General features: G+C 61.5%; 13 protein-coding genes. 5 read left to right on the plus strand and 8 right to left on the minus strand.

The features are described from left to right. Window positions 1-67 precede the first annotated feature (67 nt). The 3 genes from J3P84_RS07635 to J3P84_RS07645 form a co-directional block, all read right to left on the minus strand. Window positions 68-1,342 carry an OmpP1/FadL family transporter gene (locus tag J3P84_RS07635; protein WP_305499461.1) on the minus strand — a complete coding sequence of 425 codons (1,275 nt, stop codon included), beginning with the start codon at window positions 1,340-1,342 and terminating at the stop codon, window positions 68-70. Between the two features lie 144 nt (window positions 1,343-1,486). Continuing rightward, window positions 1,487-1,969: a hypothetical protein gene (locus J3P84_RS07640; protein ID WP_305499463.1), complete on the minus strand. Its 483-nt coding sequence runs from the start codon at window positions 1,967-1,969 to the stop codon at window positions 1,487-1,489. A gap of 275 nt (window positions 1,970-2,244) precedes the next feature. Beyond that, on the minus strand, window positions 2,245-2,469 hold the full coding sequence (locus tag J3P84_RS07645; RefSeq protein ID WP_007898912.1) for a hypothetical protein: 225 nt from the start codon (window positions 2,467-2,469) through the stop codon (window positions 2,245-2,247). 932 nt (window positions 2,470-3,401) lie between these two features. Between J3P84_RS07645 and J3P84_RS07650 the strand changes: the two genes are divergently transcribed. Continuing rightward, window positions 3,402-3,725, plus strand: a complete 324-nt coding sequence (locus tag J3P84_RS07650; RefSeq protein WP_434572466.1) for a sel1 repeat family protein — start codon at window positions 3,402-3,404, stop codon at window positions 3,723-3,725. Between the two features lie 175 nt (window positions 3,726-3,900). Further along, window positions 3,901-5,289 carry a DNA recombination protein RmuC gene (gene rmuC / locus J3P84_RS07655; RefSeq protein WP_434631194.1) on the plus strand — a complete coding sequence of 463 codons (1,389 nt, stop codon included), beginning with the start codon at window positions 3,901-3,903 and terminating at the stop codon, window positions 5,287-5,289. 142 nt (window positions 5,290-5,431) lie between these two features. Here rmuC and J3P84_RS07660 read toward each other — a convergent pair whose 3' ends face one another. Both J3P84_RS07660 and J3P84_RS07665 read right to left on the minus strand, forming a co-directional pair. Further along, a complete protein-coding gene (locus J3P84_RS07660; protein WP_434629090.1) occupies window positions 5,432-8,902 on the minus strand; it encodes a hybrid sensor histidine kinase/response regulator in 3,471 nt (1,156 codons plus the stop codon). Window positions 8,903-9,154: 252 nt separating this feature from the next. Further along, a complete protein-coding gene (locus J3P84_RS07665) occupies window positions 9,155-9,694 on the minus strand; it encodes a TetR/AcrR family transcriptional regulator (RefSeq protein ID WP_434629092.1) in 540 nt (179 codons plus the stop codon). Window positions 9,695-9,796: 102 nt separating this feature from the next. Here J3P84_RS07665 and J3P84_RS07670 point away from each other — a divergent pair, with 102 nt between their 5' ends. The 3 genes from J3P84_RS07670 to J3P84_RS07680 all read left to right on the plus strand — a co-directional run bounded on the left by J3P84_RS07670 (window position 9,797) and on the right by J3P84_RS07680 (window position 14,199). After that, on the plus strand, window positions 9,797-10,990 hold the full coding sequence (locus J3P84_RS07670; RefSeq protein WP_434629094.1) for an MFS transporter: 1,194 nt from the start codon (window positions 9,797-9,799) through the stop codon (window positions 10,988-10,990). A 104-nt stretch (window positions 10,991-11,094) separates the two neighbouring features. Continuing rightward, the gene (locus tag J3P84_RS07675) at window positions 11,095-12,243 is read left to right on the plus strand and encodes a TDT family transporter (protein ID WP_434629096.1); all 1,149 of its coding nucleotides are present in this window, start codon (window positions 11,095-11,097) and stop codon (window positions 12,241-12,243) included. 81 nt (window positions 12,244-12,324) lie between these two features. Next, window positions 12,325-14,199: an MFS transporter gene (locus J3P84_RS07680; protein WP_434572475.1), complete on the plus strand. Its 1,875-nt coding sequence runs from the start codon at window positions 12,325-12,327 to the stop codon at window positions 14,197-14,199. 103 nt (window positions 14,200-14,302) lie between these two features. Here J3P84_RS07680 and sugE read toward each other — a convergent pair whose 3' ends face one another. The 3 genes from sugE to rdgC form a co-directional block, all read right to left on the minus strand. Beyond that, window positions 14,303-14,617, minus strand: coding sequence for a quaternary ammonium compound efflux SMR transporter SugE (sugE, locus tag J3P84_RS07685; RefSeq protein WP_305499474.1), 315 nt, complete (start codon window positions 14,615-14,617; stop codon window positions 14,303-14,305). Between the two features lie 117 nt (window positions 14,618-14,734). Beyond that, window positions 14,735-15,700: a bile acid:sodium symporter family protein gene (locus J3P84_RS07690; RefSeq protein WP_434629098.1), complete on the minus strand. Its 966-nt coding sequence runs from the start codon at window positions 15,698-15,700 to the stop codon at window positions 14,735-14,737. Between the two features lie 142 nt (window positions 15,701-15,842). Further along, window positions 15,843-16,763, minus strand: coding sequence for a recombination-associated protein RdgC (gene rdgC, locus J3P84_RS07695; protein WP_305499478.1), 921 nt, complete (start codon window positions 16,761-16,763; stop codon window positions 15,843-15,845). Window positions 16,764-16,786: the final 23 nt, after the last annotated feature.

The raw sequence follows: 16,786 nt of genomic DNA on the forward strand, positions 1-16,786 counted from the left end.
CCTCTTTGCAGAGCGCGGGGCTTTTTTTCGCTTCAGCTGGCGAAGTGTTCAGCTTCGCCGTGAATCATCAGAAGCGGTAGGTTGCACCGACACCAAAACCGTTGGCGCTGTTTTCGTATTCAGCGTTGTAGGCCTGACCCAAGGCGTTGCTGCGGTTGACGTTGACTTTTTCTTCCTTGAGGTAGGAATAGGCCACGTCGATGGTCAGGTCGTCGGTCGGGCTCCAACCGGCACCCAGGCTGAAGATGGTCCGGTCGCCGGTAGGGATGCGTGGCGAGCGGTCTTCGTTGTTGGCAGGCGACTGGTCGAACGTCAGGCCGGTGCGCAGCACCCACTGTTTGTTCAACTGGTAGGACGTACCGATGGCGTAGGCCCAGGTGTCGTGCCAGTTCTGTTCTTCGGTGATGGTGCCGAAGAGGGCTGGGTTCAGGGCTCCGCCGCCGGTCAGGTCGTTATCGACGGTGATGTCCTTCAGGCGGCTCCAGCGGGTCCAGGTGCTGCCTGCATAGACGGTCCAGGCGTCATTGATTTCCTGGGTAACCGAGAAGTCCACCGATTCAGGCGTGGTGATGTCCAGCGAAGCGTCATAACGTGCGCGGCTCAACAGAAAGCCCGGCGTACCGGCGCCCGGGCTCACTTCGGTGTGGCCTTCGAGCTTGTACTTGACCTTGGAGTGGTAGGTCAGGCCGACACGGGTGCTGTCGGTAGCCTGGACCATCAAGCCGATGTTGTAGCCGTAGCCGATGTCATCGCCCTTGATCTTGACGTTGCCGTCGTTAGGCGAGAACGGTGTGGTCAGTGCCGATTCCAGTGAGCCGGAAATACGGTTGATGGTCGGGCCGAAACCAATCGAAACCTTGTCGTTGAAGGCGTAGCTGATGGTTGGCTGGAAGGTCACGACCTTCACTTCGCTCTTGCTGCCGAAGTTGCGGCCCTGGAAGCTGTTTTCATAATCGGTGATCAGGCCGAACGGGGCGTAGACACCCAGGCCGAATGCCCATTTGTCATCGATAGGCTTGACGTAGTAGCCCATCGGAACGCCGGTGAACGGAACCATGTCGCCGTCGTTGGTGCCGGAGCGGGTACCGCTGGCATCGTTGATATCGGTGGACGCGTCGATCACGGCGAAGCCGCCGGTCACTTGCTCGCGCTTGAGGCGCGACATACCGGCAGGGTTGCCAAACACGGTGCTTGCATCATCGGCAGAAGAAGAACGACCCGCGAAGCCAGTGCCCATGCCACTGATGCTTTGTTCGTTCAGGGCAAAACCACTGGCAAAGAGTTGGGTGGATGCCAAGGTAACGGCAAGGCCAAGGGTGGTTTTGAGCATCATTTTTTTCATTGTTAGAACTCCAGGTGATCACCGACGCGAAAATTACCAACATTTTCCTTCAAGCGCTATAGCTTGTATGGCTTGATTTAGAGGGGTTTTGTAGGACAATCTGACCAAATTCACTGAAGTTGTAGGAACTTTCTGATTTTCCATTCAGCAAGCGACCTGATTCAGTGGGGAAACACAGTTTTGCCAGGCACAGGTGAAATCTCGCAGGCGTCCCTGGGGGTGAAAAGTCTGCCGCCAGATCCGCGCCATGCCCAACAGGTCGCCGGCCTCGGGCAGCGGTGTGGCCTGCTCCTCCACCAGCAGCCAGGCGATGGCCGTGGCGTAGCGCAGGTTGACGGTCAGTTCCAGATGGGGACCGCTCAGGAACGCATGCTGGCTCGCCAGGCCGCGTACCAGGCTGGCCCGCTCCGGGTCCAGCGCCAGATAGTCGTCCCATAAGGCTCGGTGGCGAGGTTCGGTGATGCGGTATAGGCCGTGCCCGCGCCGATCGTGCAACGCCGCGCCAAGCCCGGACTGGCTGGCGGCGATGCCCAGCAGCAAGGTCTCCGCCGTCGTGCTGTGACTCCCCAGGTAGAGGAGCGTCGGACGGATCACGTATCGACACAGTTCGCTGGCAGCGATACCCATAAAACCCTCGAGACGGGAAAAGGGTCGAAGCCTGAAGATGTGGCCTTGGCAGCAGTGGATCGGTTCAGGCTCCGCCGGAAGCGGATCAGGCCGCTTGACTTGAAGTGTAGTGTCATATCCCTGCTGTAAAGGACTGTTTTTAAACCATCTTCATCGAACGGTTATGGTCGTTATAGCGCTTTGTACTTAAGCCGTTGCGCTTTATCGAGAAATGCCAGGCAATAAAAAACCCCGCTTTTCGGGGCGGGGTCTTCGGTTTCAGCTTTCCGGGCGTCTCAGGCAACCAGTGCCTGGCGGGTACGCTCGATCACGGCCTGCAGCGGTTCTGCGCTGGAGTACTGGTCGGGATACAGGCGTTCGCTGTGACGGGCGATGCCGTGTTCGTTGACCAGCGTGAAGCTGAAGCAGCCTTTGCGAGCGGCCATGATCAGGCAGTTCATTGGTGCAAAAGCGTTGGTCAGGGTGCGGATGGCATCCTGGGTATGGATTTGAGTAGACATGTTATGGGTGTTCCTGCAAATGACACGGTTAAGAACCGTGCCGCGTTAAAACGTTCCAGTAACGTCGACCACCATTGGTCGAACGAAGAACCCGACTGGAACAAAGCAGCCAGTTTGAGCGCTATAAAAAGGCGCGCTTGGGCTGGCAGGTAGGTACTTAGGAGGGCAGGCAACACATCAAGGGCAAAGGTTCTGGGCCCGGGGTGAAGATCCTGATCAATTTTGCAGGTTGGTTCGGTCAGAGTAACGAGCCTGGCAGGCACCCTTTGCATTCGATCAAAGGCAGTGCTGACGCAAGATTTACCTGGAAACCATCGAGGGGGTCGGTCTCTTTTTATCGGTGGGGCTGCCCTTGAGGGTGGCTGACCGTGGAGATGTGTTCGACCCGGAATTGACTTTCAGCTTGGTACTAACGCCGCGGATACTAACGGATCGGAATACCGAAGGGAAGGCCATCGATCAATAAATATTCAAACCCGACCAGTGGGACGCCGCGCTCTGCCTTGCGTGGCTGGCGAGCCCGGGCGATCAGCCAAGGCACTCTCCCGGGTTATCCCCAGGTCCCACCTCTGCGAATGCCTCAAAAAGCGCGGCGATATAACCGTTCGCGTGTTACTTGTGCACACTTGCGACGAGGCTTGTCACCGAACTGTCATGTAGGAACATTCTGAGGTGGGTGCCTGTATCCAAAATTTAAGTCAATGAAAAACATCGCTTTTTTTAGCTGGTGAAAAAATCGTCAGTTTGAGCGCAGGCCCCGTTCCACAGGGCTTGCGGCGAGTTCAGGGTAGGTTGTCCACTGAGTTATCCACAGCTTCTGTGGATTGTCCCAAGCGCTTGCTCTAGGACGGGCGTGCCGGTTTTTTTCGACTTTACCCGTACGAAAAAAGGAGTAGAGTGGCGCGCCTTCTGACCTGTCACCGTAGTGCGTTATGAAGTTCCGCTCAGTATCAAATCCTGTTACCTCCACACCCCAGGGTGTTACCCCACCCAAGCGTATTTCGATGCGCGTGGCCGAATGGTTACTCGACAGCCCGCGCCTGGGGGACAGCCCCAGCGTCAAGCACCTGGCCGGCCGCCTGCTCAAGCAACCGGCCCGTGAAGGCGTGGTGGCGGCCCAGAGCCGTCTCGGCCAGCTGATGTGCCGCGAATGCGGTAACGCTCGGGACCGGCGCATCGGCCAGGACCTGCTGCGCCAGGCTGCCCGGGCAGGTGATCACCGCGCTCGCCAGGCGTTGGGTGAAATCGAAGACTGAGCTGGGCAACGCCGGGTTGCTTGGTTAACCTTCGGGCTTTATTTCATCCGCGGAAATTGTCATGGCTATGGATTTGACCAGCCTGTTGCTTGGTCTGGCGGGCGCTGCGCTGCCGTTGCTGGCCCTGGCCTGGCATCTGCAACGACAGGCCAGCGCGGCGCAGACCGAACTCGCCCTGCTGGAAGAACGCCTGGCGACCGCGCACATGGCCCACGACGGGTTGAACGCCCAGCTGGATGCTTGCCGCGACGAAATCAGTGACCTGAGCCAGGCCAATGCCGCCAAACAGGCCGAGCTCGCGGCGGCCAGTCGCGAAGTCGAATTGCTGCAGATCGAGCGCGACAATGCTCGGGACGCGGCCCACGCCTGGAATCTCGAACGGGCCAACAAGGAAGCGGAACTGCGGCGGCTCGATGCCCAGGCGGCTTCGTTGCACGCCGAGCTGCGCGAGCAGCAGGAAAGCCATCAGCAGCGCCTCAATGACCTGCAAGGTTCGCGCGACGAGCTCCGGGCGCAGTTCGCCGAGCTGGCCGGAAAAATCTTCGACGAACGTGAACAGCGCTTCGCCGAAACCAGCCAGCAGCGCCTGGGGCAATTGCTCGATCCGCTTAAGGAGCGCATCCAGTCGTTTGAGAAACGCGTTGAGGAAAGCTATCAGGCCGAGGCTCGCGAGCGATTTTCCTTGGGCAAGGAGCTTGAGCGCTTGCAGCAATTGAACCTGCGCCTGAGTGATGAAGCCACCAACCTTACCCGTGCCCTCAAGGGGCAGAAAACCCAAGGCAACTGGGGCGAACTGATCCTCGAGCGGGTGCTCGAACACGCAGGCCTGGAGAAGGGCCGCGAATACCAGACCCAGGTCAGCCTCAAGGGCCCGGACGGTGAGCGTTTCCAGCCGGACGTGTTGATTTACCTGCCCGGCGACAAACAGGTAGTAGTCGATTCGAAGGTCAGCCTCACGGCTTACCAGCAATACGTCGCCGCCGAAGATGACGCCATCGGCCAGCTCGCCCTCAAGCAGCATGTCGTGTCGTTGCGAGCCCACGTCAAGGGCTTGGCCGGCAAGGACTACAAGCGCCTGGACGGTTTGCACAGCCTGGATTTCGTGTTGCTGTTCGTGCCGATCGAGGCCGCGTTTTCCGCCGCGCTGCAAGCCGAGCCGACGCTGTTCCAGGAAGCCTTCGACCGTAACATCGTGATCGTCAGCCCGACGACTTTGCTGGCGACATTGCGGGTCATCGACAGCTTGTGGAAACAGGAACGCCAGAGCCAGAACGCCCGGGAAATTGCCGAGCGCGCCGGATGGCTGTACGACAAGTTCGTGCTGTTCATCCAGGACCTCGATGAAATCGGCAATCGCCTGCAGCAACTGGACAAAGCCTACAGCGCCGCGCGCAACAAGCTGACGGAAGGGCGCGGCAACCTGATCAGCCGCAGCGAACAACTGAAACTCCTCGGCGCCCGGGCGAGCAAGAGCCTGCCGACGGAGCTGCTGGAACGGGCGATGGCGGATGTGGATGGGTTGCCTGAGGTGGCGGAAGAACCCAGCACGGACACCCAAGGCTGAAGTAGAACTCCAGGCCTGAAACCGAACCCCTGTGGCGAGGGAGCTTGCTCCCGCTGGGCTGCGCAGCGGCCCCTCTTTTATGAGTGCTGCGCACTCAAGCGGGAGCAAGCTCCCTCGCCACGGAGGGTTTGCCCTTCCTGAATTACAACGGCAAATGCCGACTCAACAACGCCCGCAACGCCGCCGGCTTCACCGGTTTGGCCAGGTAATCCAGCCCCGCCGCATGCACTTGCGCCACCGTCTCCGGCCGGCCGTCGGCGCTGATCACCACCCCCGGCACCGGCTCGCCCAGGCGCGTGCGCAGCCAGGCCATCAGCTCGGTGCCCGTCTCGCCGTCGTCCAGATGAAAATCCACCAGGGCCAGTTGCGGACGCCCGCCCTGGCCGAGCCAACGCTCGCACTCTTCGCGGTTGCGCGCGGTCCAGACCTGGCATCCCCAACGCGTCAGCAAACTGCTCATGCCGATCAGGATACTGTCTTCGTTATCCACACACAGCACCTGGGCCCCGCTCGGCAATTGGCCGTTGGGTTCGGGCGCGGCACTGGGAGCAGCGGCCTGGGTGCTGGCCAACGGCACGCTGACACTGAACACGCTGCCGCGCCCCAGCCAGGAACGCACGCGCAACCTGTGATCAAGCACGCGGCACAGGCCATCGGCGATCGCCAGGCCCAGGCCGAGGCCTTTTTCGGCGCGGGTCTGATGGCTGTCGAGGCGTTTGAACTCTTCGAAAATGACCTGCTGTTTGTCTTCGGCAATGCCGGGGCCGCGATCCCAGACCTCCAGGCACAGCTCGCCCTGGCGGCGGCGCACACCCAGCAGCACGGGACCTTTGGCGTAGCGGAAGGCATTGGTGAGGAAGTTCTGCAAGATCCGCCGGAGTAGCTTGATGTCGCTGTCGACCCGCAGGCGCGAGCCACGAACGCGAAACTTGAGCCCTTGCTCCTGGGCCAGCACGGTGAATTCGGCGCCCAAGGTATCGAACAGGTCGTTGAGCACGAAGGGCTTGCGATCGGGGTTGATCTTGCCGTTCTCCAGGCGGGAGATGTCGAGCAGGTCGGTGATCAGGTCCTCCGCCGAACGCAGCGAGCTGTCCAGGTGCTGCACCAGTTGCCGGGCTTCGCCGGGCAGGCTGTCATGCTGGTGGGACAGCGCGGCGGAAAACAGCCGCGCGGCATTCAGGGGTTGCATCAGGTCATGGCTGACGGCGGCAAGGAAGCGGGTCTTGGACTGATAGGCGGCTTCTGCGGTGCTCTTGGCCTCGGTCAGCGCCAGGTTCAGCTGCGACAGTTCCCGCGTGCGCTCGGCCACCCGTTGCTCCAGCCCTTCGTTGGCCTCGGTCAAGGCTTGGGCGGCTTCGCGGAACGCGGTGATGTCAGTGAAACTCATGACAAAGCCGCCGCCGGGCATCGGGTTGCCGATCAGCTCGATCACCCGGCCGTTGGGGAACAGCCGTTCCGAGGTGTGCGCGCGGCCCTGGCGCATCCAGTGCAGGCGCCGGGCGACATGGACCTCGGCCTCGCCGGGCCCGCAGAGGCCGCGTTCGGCGTTGTAGCGGATGATGTCGGCAATTGGCCGGCCGACGCTGATCAGGCCGTCGGGGTAATTGAACAGCTCAAGATAGCGACGGTTCCAGGCCACCAGCCTGAGGGACTGGTCGACCACGCTGATGCCCTGGGTGATGTTTTCGATGGCGCCTTGCAGCAGCGCGCGATTGAACTGCAGCACCTCGGACGCTTCGTCGGCGATCCGCACGACGTCCTCCAGTTGCATCTCCCGCCCTTCAATTGCCGCCTTCACCACCGCCCGCGTCGAAGAGGCCCCCAGCACACCGGCCAGCAGGCGCTCGGTGTGGGCGATCCACTCGCTGTCGGCGTTCTGGCTCGGGTTGAAACCTTTGCCCTGACGGTAGGCGAAACGGATGAAGCTCTGCCGCGCGCGCTCTTCGCCGACGAACCGGGCGGCCAGTTGCAGCAGATCGTCGATCTGTACCGCGAGCATCGAACGAGGGTTGGGGCGGGCGCTGATTTCCTGGCCGATGAAGCGCCCGGCCTGCCAGTGCTCCGACACGCGGGTGCGGGACAACACCGAGACCCAGGCGAACAGGATGAAATTGCCGGCCAGGGACAAAACCACCCCTTGGGTCAGTGGAGTAATCGGCAGGTCCAGCGGGTTGCCGTGCAGCCAGGCCAGGCCGGGAAAACTGCTCAGTGACCAGCCCAGGCTGTGGGCGGCGATCGGCAGCACCAGCGTATAAAACCAGAGGAAAATTCCCGTGGCGAGACCGGCGAACACGCCGCGTCGGTTCGCCTGTTTCCAGTACAGCGCGCCGAGCATCGCGGGCGCCAGTTGAGTCACGGCGGCGAAAGCGATCTGGCCGATGGTCGCCAGGCTCGCCGTCGACCCCAGCAGCCGGTAACTGACGTAAGCCAGCAGCAGGATCACGACGATGCTCACCCGGCGTACCGACAGCATCCACTGGCGGAACACCTCGAAGGGCCGCTCGGCGTTGTTGCGGCGCAACAGCCAGGGCAGCAGCATGTCGTTGGAGACCATGGTCGACAGGGCGACACTCGCCACGATCACCATGCCGGTGGCGGCCGACGCGCCGCCGATGAACGCCAGCACCGCCAGGGCCGGGTGGGCCTGGGCCAGCGGCAGGCTGATGACGAACGAATCCGGCAGCACCGAACTGGGCAACATCATCTGCCCGGCCAGGGCGATCGGCACCACGAACAGCGCGGCCAGCGCCAGGTACGCGGGAAACACCCACTTGGCCAGGCGCAGGTCCTGCGGGTCGATGTTCTCGACCACGGTCACGTGGAATTGCCGGGGCAGGCAGATGATCGCCATCATTGCCACGCCGGTTTGCACGACCATGGACGGCCAGTTGATGGTTTCCTTCCAGTATTGCTCCAGGCGGGGCGCCAGCATCGCCTGGTTGAACAGGTCATCAAAACCGTCATAGAGGCCAAACGTGACAAACGCGCCGACGGCCAGGAAGGCGAACAGCTTGACCAGCGACTCGAAGGCAATCGCCAGGACCATGCCGCGATGGTGCTCGGTGGCGTCCAGGTTGCGGGTACCGAAGACGATGGTGAACAGCGCCAGGATTAGCGAGACGATCAAGGCGGTGTCCTGGGCCCGGGTGCCCATGGCGTCGGCGCCGGCGCCGATCAGCAGATTCACCCCGAGCACGATGCCCTTGAGCTGCAAGGCGATGTAGGGCAGTACGCCGACCAGGCAGATCAGGGCCACCACAATCGCCAGGGACTGCGACTTGCCGTAGCGGGCGGCGATAAAGTCGGCGATGGAAGTGATGTTCTCCTGCTTGCTGATCATCACCATTTTCTGCAGGACCCACGGCGCGAACACCAGCAGCAGGATCGGTCCGAGGTAGATCGGCAGGAACGACCAGAGCTGTTCGGCGGCCTGGCCCACGGCGCCAAAGAAGGTCCAGCTGGTGCAATAGACCGCCAGCGACAGGCTGTAGACCCAGGCCCGCACGCGCGGCGGCAACGGCGTGCTGCGTCGGTCGCCGTAGAAGGCGATGGCAAACATGATGGCCATATAGGCCAGGGCGACAACGGCAATCAGCCCGCTGGACAGCGACATGGAAACTCCCGGACAAATATCCCCGGGCTCGGGCCCGGCACGACAGTCTCGCATGCCCGCTCGGGTTCGTCAGTGTCGACCAAGGTCGGGGCGTGGCGGGGTGTCGCGGGTGGGGTGGAGTGCTCGGGTTATCGGGTGTTCTTTCGGGCATCTTCGCGAGCAGGCTCGCTCCCACAGTGGATCTGCGGTGCACACAGATCGCGTGCCAGCTGGAGACCCCAGGTGGGAGCGAGCCTGCTCGCGAAAGCGGCCTTACTGACCCAACGCTATGTCAACCAACCGATACAACTCCTCAACCTCCAACGGCGCAGTGGCAAAGAGGATACGAAACACCGTCGGCGCCACGATCACATTCACCAGCCGCTCGATGCCCGGATTCGGCTCATCGGGATAGCGGTCCAGGATGATCTGCAACTGACCGCTGATAATGCCCACGCAATAGCCCGGCGTGGCGCAGGCCTGGATATCGCGCATCATGTTGCGGCCGGGCTCGGAACTCATTTCGTCCAGGTACTGCTCCGCCCAGGCACGCAAGTCGCCGCGCAGGCTGCCGGTATTGGCCGGCTCGCCGTCCGGGCGCATGCGTGCGATGGCGACATCGGCCAGCAGCGCTTGCAGATCGCCCCAGCGCCGATAAATGGTGGACGGCGTCACCCCGGCGCGCGCGGCGATTTGCGGCACGGTCAGGTTGGCGCGATCCTGCTCCTGCAATAACGCGTGAACGGCCGAATGAATCGACTCTTGAACCCGGGCGCTTCTGCCGCCGGGGCGTAAACCTTCTTTAATAGCCATGAATCGGACCTTAACACAAAGAATTTGCTTTAAGCGCATGCCGGTAGCACACTCCGCAAAAGCAAAAAATTAGCTTTTGTGAATGCCTTGTGGAGCGTGCCCATGTCTCGTCCAGCTTCGACCCGCGCCAGCCTGATATTTCTGGCGCTCACCTTGCTCGGCTTCCTGGCGGCGTCCAGCGCGCCGACGCCGTTGTACCACCTCTACCAGGAACATATGCAGTTTTCCCCGGCGATCCTGACACTGATCTTCGGCGTGTACGCGTTCAGTCTGCTGGCGGCTTTGCTGGTCGTCGGTTCGCTGTCGGATTACCTCGGTCGCAAGCCAGTGATCTTTGCGGCATTGCTGCTCAACATGCTGGCGATGCTGCTGTTTATCAACGCCGACAGCGTCGCCTGGTTGATCGGTGCGCGTTTGATACAGGGCTTTGCCACCGGAATGGCCACCAGTGTATTGGGGGCGGCGTTGCTGGACTTCGATCGTCAGCAGGGGCCGCTGATCACCAGCGTGGCGCCATTGCTCGGCATGGCGTGTGGCGCGATGGGCTGCGGCCTGCTGGCTGAGTTCGCGCCGATGCCGCTGCAATTGACGTATTGGCTGCTGCTGGCATTGTTTCTGCTCCAGGCGATTTACCTGTGGCGCCTGGCGGAAAGCGTCAGCCCGCAGCCCGGGGCCTGGCGATCGTTGCGCCCGACTTTGCATGTACCTGTCCAGGCCCGGCGCGCCTTGTGGCTGATATTGCCTCTGGACCTGGCGGCTTGGGCGGTCGGGGGATTCTATTTGTCCCTCGCGCCGTCACTGGTGCGGGCCGCGACCGGTTCGACATCGAACCTGATTGGCGGCGCGCTGGTGGCTGTGCTCACCCTCAGTGGTGCCTTGTCGATCTACACGCTGCGTAACCGGGCGGCAAGAACGATGCTGCGGCTTGGCGCCAGCCTATTGGTGCTCGGCCTGGGCCTGGTATTGACCGCCGTACACACGGCCAGTCTGCCGTGGTTTTTCATTGGCACCTTGATCACTGGCAGCGGTTTTGGCGCGGGATTCCTCGGCGCCCTGCGCAGCATCATGCCGCTGGCCTTGCCCCACGAACGGGCCGGCCTGATGTCGGCGTTCTACGTGCTCAGTTACCTGGCCTTCAGCCTGCCTTCGTTGTTGGCGGGAAACCTCACGCGTATTTTCGGGCTGATTCCGACCACCGATGGCTACGGCGTCGTGCTGATTGTGATGGCAGTCGGTGCGCTGGCGGGCTTGCTGCGCCAGCCTGCAAAACCGCTGGCGGAGGGGGTGGGGTCGTGAGCGCTTATCTGTAAAACAGAATAGATATAGAGAAATTACCCGTTATATAGATATTCTTTTCAGTTCTAGCATGGCTTTACCTCATCCGATAACGAGGATTGACCATGACTTGCTGCGCTGCGAAAAACCGTTTACGCCCGCTGAGCCACTTGGCCGGACCCTTGGAGGCCGTCCGACAATTCACCCCGAACTGGTTCGCCGCCACCATGGGGACTGGCGTGCTGGCATTGGCCCTGGCGCAAGTGCCAGGCGGCAATGCCGGATTGCACGCATTTGCTGAAGGGCTGTGGTTGTTCAACATTTTCCTGTTTGCACTATTCACCGGGCTGTACGGCGCTCGCTGGATGCTTTTTTTCAACGAGGCCCGGCGAGTTTTCGGCCATTCGACGGTCTCGATGTTTTTCGGCACCATTCCCATGGGCCTGGCGACGATCATCAACGGCTTTCTGGTGTTCGGGTTGCCGCGCTGGGGGGATGGCGTGGTGGCGGTGGCAGAAGTGTTGTGGTGGATCGACGTGGTGATGTCGCTGGCCTGCGGCGTGCTTATTCCGTTCCTGATGTTCACCCGCCAGGAGCACCGCATCGACCAGATGACCGCCGTGTGGCTGTTGCCCGTAGTGGCCGCCGAGGTGGCCGCTGCCAGTGGCGGGCTACTGGCGCCACACCTTGGCGACGCCCATGCGCAACTGGTCATGTTGGTCACCAGCTACGTGTTGTGGGCATTTTCGCTACCGGTGGCGTTCAGCATTCTGACCATCCTGCTGCTGCGCATGGCCCTGCACAAACTGCCGCATGAAAACATGGCCGCCTCGAGCTGGCTGGCCCTCGGCCCCATCGGCACGGGCGCCTTGGGCATGTTGCTGCTGGGTGGCGAGGCACCGCTGGTTTTCGCCGCCAATGGCTTGCCGGGCGTGGGCGAGGTTGCCTCGGGGCTGGGGTTGGTGGCCGGCATCACCCTGTGGGGCTTGGGTTTGTGGTGGATGTTGATGGCGCTGTTGATCACCGGGCGCTATCTGCGCGAAGGCATCCCGTTCAATCTCGGCTGGTGGGGTTTCACCTTTCCCTTGGGCGTGTACGCACTGACCACGCTGAAACTGGCGAGCGTGCTGGGGCTGGTATTTTTCAACCTGCTGGGTTGCGCATTGGTGGTGATGCTGGCGGTGATGTGGCTGATCGTCGCTCGGCGCACGGTGCTGGGCGCCTGGCACGGTGAGTTGTTCGTGTCGCCTTGTATTGCGGGGCTGGGGAAATAATCGTCAAAGACAGGTAATGTGTGGCCTGGATCGAAAAAGCGTCATTCCAATAAGCGTCCAAGCCACTCAGGAACATGGAAGATGAGTCACCCCTCGCAGTTCACCTTGCTTCGCACGCGGCGTTTCCTGCCGTTCTTCATCACGCAGTCCCTCGGCGCGTTCAACGACAATATCTTCAAGCAGTCGCTGATCCTCGCCATCCTCTATAAATTGACCATCGAGGGTGATCGCTCGATCTGGGTCAATCTGTGCGCGCTGCTGTTCATCCTGCCGTTCTTCCTGTTCTCGGCGCTGGCGGGCCAGTTCGGCGAAAAATTCGCCAAGGATGCGTTGATTCGCCTGATCAAGCTTGGCGAAATCGCGATCATGGCGGTCGGCGCGGTGGGTTTCCTGTTCGATCATCTGTGGCTGATGCTGGTGGCGCTGTTCGCCATGGGCACGCACTCGGCGCTGTTCGGGCCGGTGAAATATTCGATCCTGCCGCAAGCCCTGCGCGAGGATGAGCTGGTCGGCGGCAACGGCCTGGTGGAGATGGGGACGTTCCTGGCGATCCTCGCCGGCACCATCGGCGCCGGGATCATGATGTCCTCGGCCAATTACGCGCCCGTGGTCTCGGTGGCGATTGTCGGCATTGCCGTGGCCGGTTACCTGGCCAGCCGCGGCATTCCACGGGCGGCGGCCGCTTCGCCGCAGATGCGTTTGAACTGGAACATCTTCAGCCAGTCCTGGGCGACCCTGAAGCTGGGCCTCGGGCAGACCCCGGCGGTGTCCCGCTCGATTGTCGGCAATTCCTGGTTCTGGTTTGTCGGCGCGATCTATCTCACCCAGATCCCGGCCTATGCCAAGGAATGGATGCACGGCGACGAAACCGTCGTGACGCTGATCCTGACGGTGTTTTCGGTGGGGATCGCCCTGGGCTCGATGCTCTGCGAAAGGCTCTCGGGGCGCAAAGTGGAGATCGGCCTGGTGCCGTTCGGTTCGTTCGGGCTGACGGTGTTCGGCTTGCTGTTGTGGTGGCATTCCGGTGGAATCCCCGCCAGCGTCGACGGCCACGGCTGGCTGCAAATTCTGGGTTTCGGCCACGCCTGGCTGGTGCTGATCGATATCCTCGGGCTGGGTATCTTTGGCGGTTTCTACATCGTGCCGCTGTATGCATTGATCCAGTCGCGCACCGTTGAAAACGAGCGGGCGCGAGTGATCGCCGCCAACAACATCCTCAACGCCTTGTTCATGGTGGTCTCGGCGATCGTTTCCATCGTCCTGCTGAGCCTGGCCAAGCTGTCGATCCCGCAGCTGTTCCTGGTGGTGTCGCTGCTGAACATCGGCGTCAACGCCTACATTTTCAAGATCGTCCCCGAGTTCAGCATGCGTTTCATGATCTGGCTGCTCAGCCATTCCATGTACCGCGTGGAGCATCGCAACCTGCAAGCGATCCCGGATGAGGGAGCAGCGTTGCTGGTGTGCAATCACGTATCGTTTGTCGATGCCTTGCTGATTGGTGGCGCGGTGCGTCGGCCGATTCGTTTTGTCATGTACTACAAAATCTACAACCTGCCGATCCTGAACTTTATCTTCCGCACCGCCGGGACCATTCCGATTGCCGGGCGCCAGGAGGATATCCACATCTATGAAAAAGCCTTCAGCCGCATCGCCCAATACCTGAAGGACGGTGAGCTGGTGTGCATCTTCCCTGAAGGAAAGTTGACCGCCGACGGTGAGATCAACGAGTTCAAGAGCGGGCTGACGCGCATCCTTCAAGAAACCCCGGTGCCGGTGATTCCCTTGGCATTGCAGGGCTTGTGGGGCAGCTTTTTCAGCCGTGATCCGAGCAAGGGGCTGTTTCGGCGGTTCTGGTCGCGGGTGACGCTGGTGGCGGGGACGGCGGTGGCGGTCGAGGCGGCGGAGCCGGCGAAGTTGCAGGCGTTGGTCGGAGAGTTGCGCGGGGCGGTCAGATAACCGGTGATCTTGTGGGCCTCTTCGCGAGCAGGCTCGCTCCCACCCTTGACCGAGTGAATGCGGTCGAATGTGGGAGCGAGCCTGCTCGCGAAGGTGTAGTGGCTTAAGCGCTGACCTTTAGCCCGACCAGCCCGGCTATGATCAGCGCAACGCTGGCCAGGCGAATCAGTGCCATCGACTCGCCAAACAGGATGATCCCGGCGATCACCGTGCCGACGGCACCGACCCCGGTCCAGATGGCATAGGCGGTGCCCAGCGGCAACTCCTTCATCGCCAGGCCGAGCAGGCCGAGGCTGATCGCCATGGCGGCGATTGTCAGTGCGGTAGGGAGCGGGCGGCTGAAGCCGTCGGTGTACTTCAGGCCGACAGCCCAGCCGACTTCGAACAGGCCGGCGAAAAACAGAATGATCCAGGACATCACACACCTCATCGATGGATGGGGTCGTCCCCGGATAAAAACTTCATGGCGTTGCGGGGTCGTCCCCGCATTGGGCGCAAGAGTGCCCAATGCTGACTATTCGGTCAAGTCCGCCGGTCAGTCCGCGGTTTGTCGGGCGAGTTCTTCGCGGTCCTGCTTTTCGCTCATGCGCCGGAACCAGGTCGAGAGCAGGGCGCCGGAAATGTTGTGCCAGACGCTGAACAGCGCGCTGGGCACTGCCGCCAGCGGCGAAAAGTGTGCGCTGGCCAATGCCGCACCGAGGCCGGAGTTCTGCATGCCGACTTCCAGCGACAACGTCTTGCGTTGGGCCAACGGCAACCCGAAAAGCCGACCGGTGAAATACCCCAGCAGGTAGCCGAAGCTGTTATGCAGGATCACGATCGCCATGATCAGCAGGCCGGACTCAGCGATCTTCGCTTGGCTGGCTGCCACCACCGCCGCAACGATGATCACGATACTGACCACCGATACCAGCGGCAGCACCTCTACGGCATGACGGACCCGCGCACCCAACAAACGTTGGGCAACGATACCCAGTGCGATGGGCAGCAACACAATTTGCAGTATCGACCAGAACAATGCCGAGAACGACACCGGCAGCCAGGCCGAGGCCAGCAGCCATATCAGCGTCGGGGTCAGCAGCGGGGCAAGCAGGGTGGTGATGGCGGATATCGCTACGGCCAAGGCCAGGTCGCCGCGGGCGAGCCAGGTCATCACGTTGGACGACGTGCCGCTCGGGCAGCAACCCACCAGAATCACGCCGACGGCGATTTCCGGCGGCAGGCTGAAAACCTGGCAAAGCAGCCATGCTGTGCCCGGCATGATCACGAACTGGGCAATCACACCCAGGGCCACCCGTCCTGGGCGGCGAGCCACTTCGGCAAAGTCTTCCAGCTTCAGTGCCAGGCCCATGCCGAACATCACCAGGCCCAGCAGCGGCACAATGGCGCTTTTGAGACCGATGAACCAGGTCGGCAGAAAGAACGCCACGACGGCGAACAGCAACACCCAGTAAGCGAACGTATTGCCGACGAAGCGGCTCAATTCAGCCAGTGCACGCATGATCTGATCCTTGTTATAAAAAACACCGAATACCCGTGTGGGAGCGAGCCTGCTCGCGAAAGCGGGGTGTCAGTCAACATCGTTGTGGCTGTCATACCGCTTTCGCGAGCAAGCTCGTTCCCACAGGGGCTATCCGCTACTTTTAGATCCCTTGCGGAATCTCTTCACCACCCAGCGCTTCAACCAGCGCCGGCAGGAACTCGCCGAACGTCAGCATCATCAGGGTGAAGCTGGCGTCCAGTTGGCCGAGGGCTTCGTCGCCGCCGTCCTGTTCCGCCTGGTCTTGCAGCAGGTCTTCGAACTTCAGGCGCTTGACCACCATCTTGTCGTCGAGCACGAAAGACAGCTTGTCCTGCCAGGCCAGCGACAGTTGCGTCACCACCTTGCCGGTGTTCAGGTGCAGCTGGATTTCGTCGCTGGTCAGGTCCTGGCGCTTGCAACGGACGATGCCGCCATCTTCATGGGTATCGCGCAGTTCGCATTCGTCCAGCACGAAGAAATCGTCTGCGGCTTTCTGGGTCTTGACCCAGTCGGTCATGATCGCGGTCGGGGCCGTCTTCACTGTCAGCGGGCGTACCGGCAGCGTGCCGATGACTTCGCGCAGGGTCGAAAGCAGGTCTTCGGCGCGTTTCGGGCTGGCCGAATTGACCAGGATCAGGCCTTGTTTCGGCGCGATCGCGGCGAACGTGGACGAACGGCGAATGAAGGCGCGAGGCAGGAAGGCCTGGATGATTTCATCCTTGATCTGGTCCCGTTCCTTTTTATAGACCTTGCGCATCTGCTCGGCTTCGATCTCTTCGACCTTTTCCTTGACCGCGTCACGGACGACGCTGCCCGGCAGGATGCGTTCTTCCTTGCGTGCGGCAATCAGCAAAAAGTCCTGGCTGACATGCACCAGGGGGGCGTCTTCGCCTTTGCCAAATGGCGCGACGAAACCGTAAGTGGTCAACTCCTGGCTTGCACAGGGGCGTGCCAGTTTGCTCGCCAGTGCAGTTTCCAACGCCTCGGCATCAACGGGCAGATCTTGGGTCAGGCGATAGATAAGCAGGTTCTTGAACCACATGGGGTGAGTCTCTCCTTTATACA

It is taken from the genome of Pseudomonas sp. Z1-29, from assembly GCF_051131995.1.
GTDB lineage: Bacteria > Pseudomonadota > Gammaproteobacteria > Pseudomonadales > Pseudomonadaceae > Aquipseudomonas.

Coding starts and splice junctions, on each gene's coding strand:
- J3P84_RS07635 (WP_305499461.1), bottom strand. CDS start 1,342: ATGAAAAAAATGATGCTCAAAACCACCCTTGGCCTTGCCGTTACCTTG.
- J3P84_RS07640 (WP_305499463.1), bottom strand. CDS start 1,969: ATGGGTATCGCTGCCAGCGAACTGTGTCGATACGTGATCCGTCCGACG.
- J3P84_RS07645 (WP_007898912.1), bottom strand. CDS start 2,469: ATGTCTACTCAAATCCATACCCAGGATGCCATCCGCACCCTGACCAAC.
- J3P84_RS07650 (WP_434572466.1), top strand. CDS start 3,402: ATGAAGTTCCGCTCAGTATCAAATCCTGTTACCTCCACACCCCAGGGT.
- J3P84_RS07660 (WP_434629090.1), bottom strand. CDS start 8,902: ATGTCGCTGTCCAGCGGGCTGATTGCCGTTGTCGCCCTGGCCTATATG.
- J3P84_RS07665 (WP_434629092.1), bottom strand. CDS start 9,694: ATGGCTATTAAAGAAGGTTTACGCCCCGGCGGCAGAAGCGCCCGGGTT.
- J3P84_RS07670 (WP_434629094.1), top strand. CDS start 9,797: ATGTCTCGTCCAGCTTCGACCCGCGCCAGCCTGATATTTCTGGCGCTC.
- J3P84_RS07675 (WP_434629096.1), top strand. CDS start 11,095: ATGACTTGCTGCGCTGCGAAAAACCGTTTACGCCCGCTGAGCCACTTG.
- J3P84_RS07680 (WP_434572475.1), top strand. CDS start 12,325: ATGAGTCACCCCTCGCAGTTCACCTTGCTTCGCACGCGGCGTTTCCTG.
- sugE (WP_305499474.1), bottom strand. CDS start 14,617: ATGTCCTGGATCATTCTGTTTTTCGCCGGCCTGTTCGAAGTCGGCTGG.
- J3P84_RS07690 (WP_434629098.1), bottom strand. CDS start 15,700: ATGCGTGCACTGGCTGAATTGAGCCGCTTCGTCGGCAATACGTTCGCT.
- rdgC (WP_305499478.1), bottom strand. CDS start 16,763: ATGTGGTTCAAGAACCTGCTTATCTATCGCCTGACCCAAGATCTGCCC.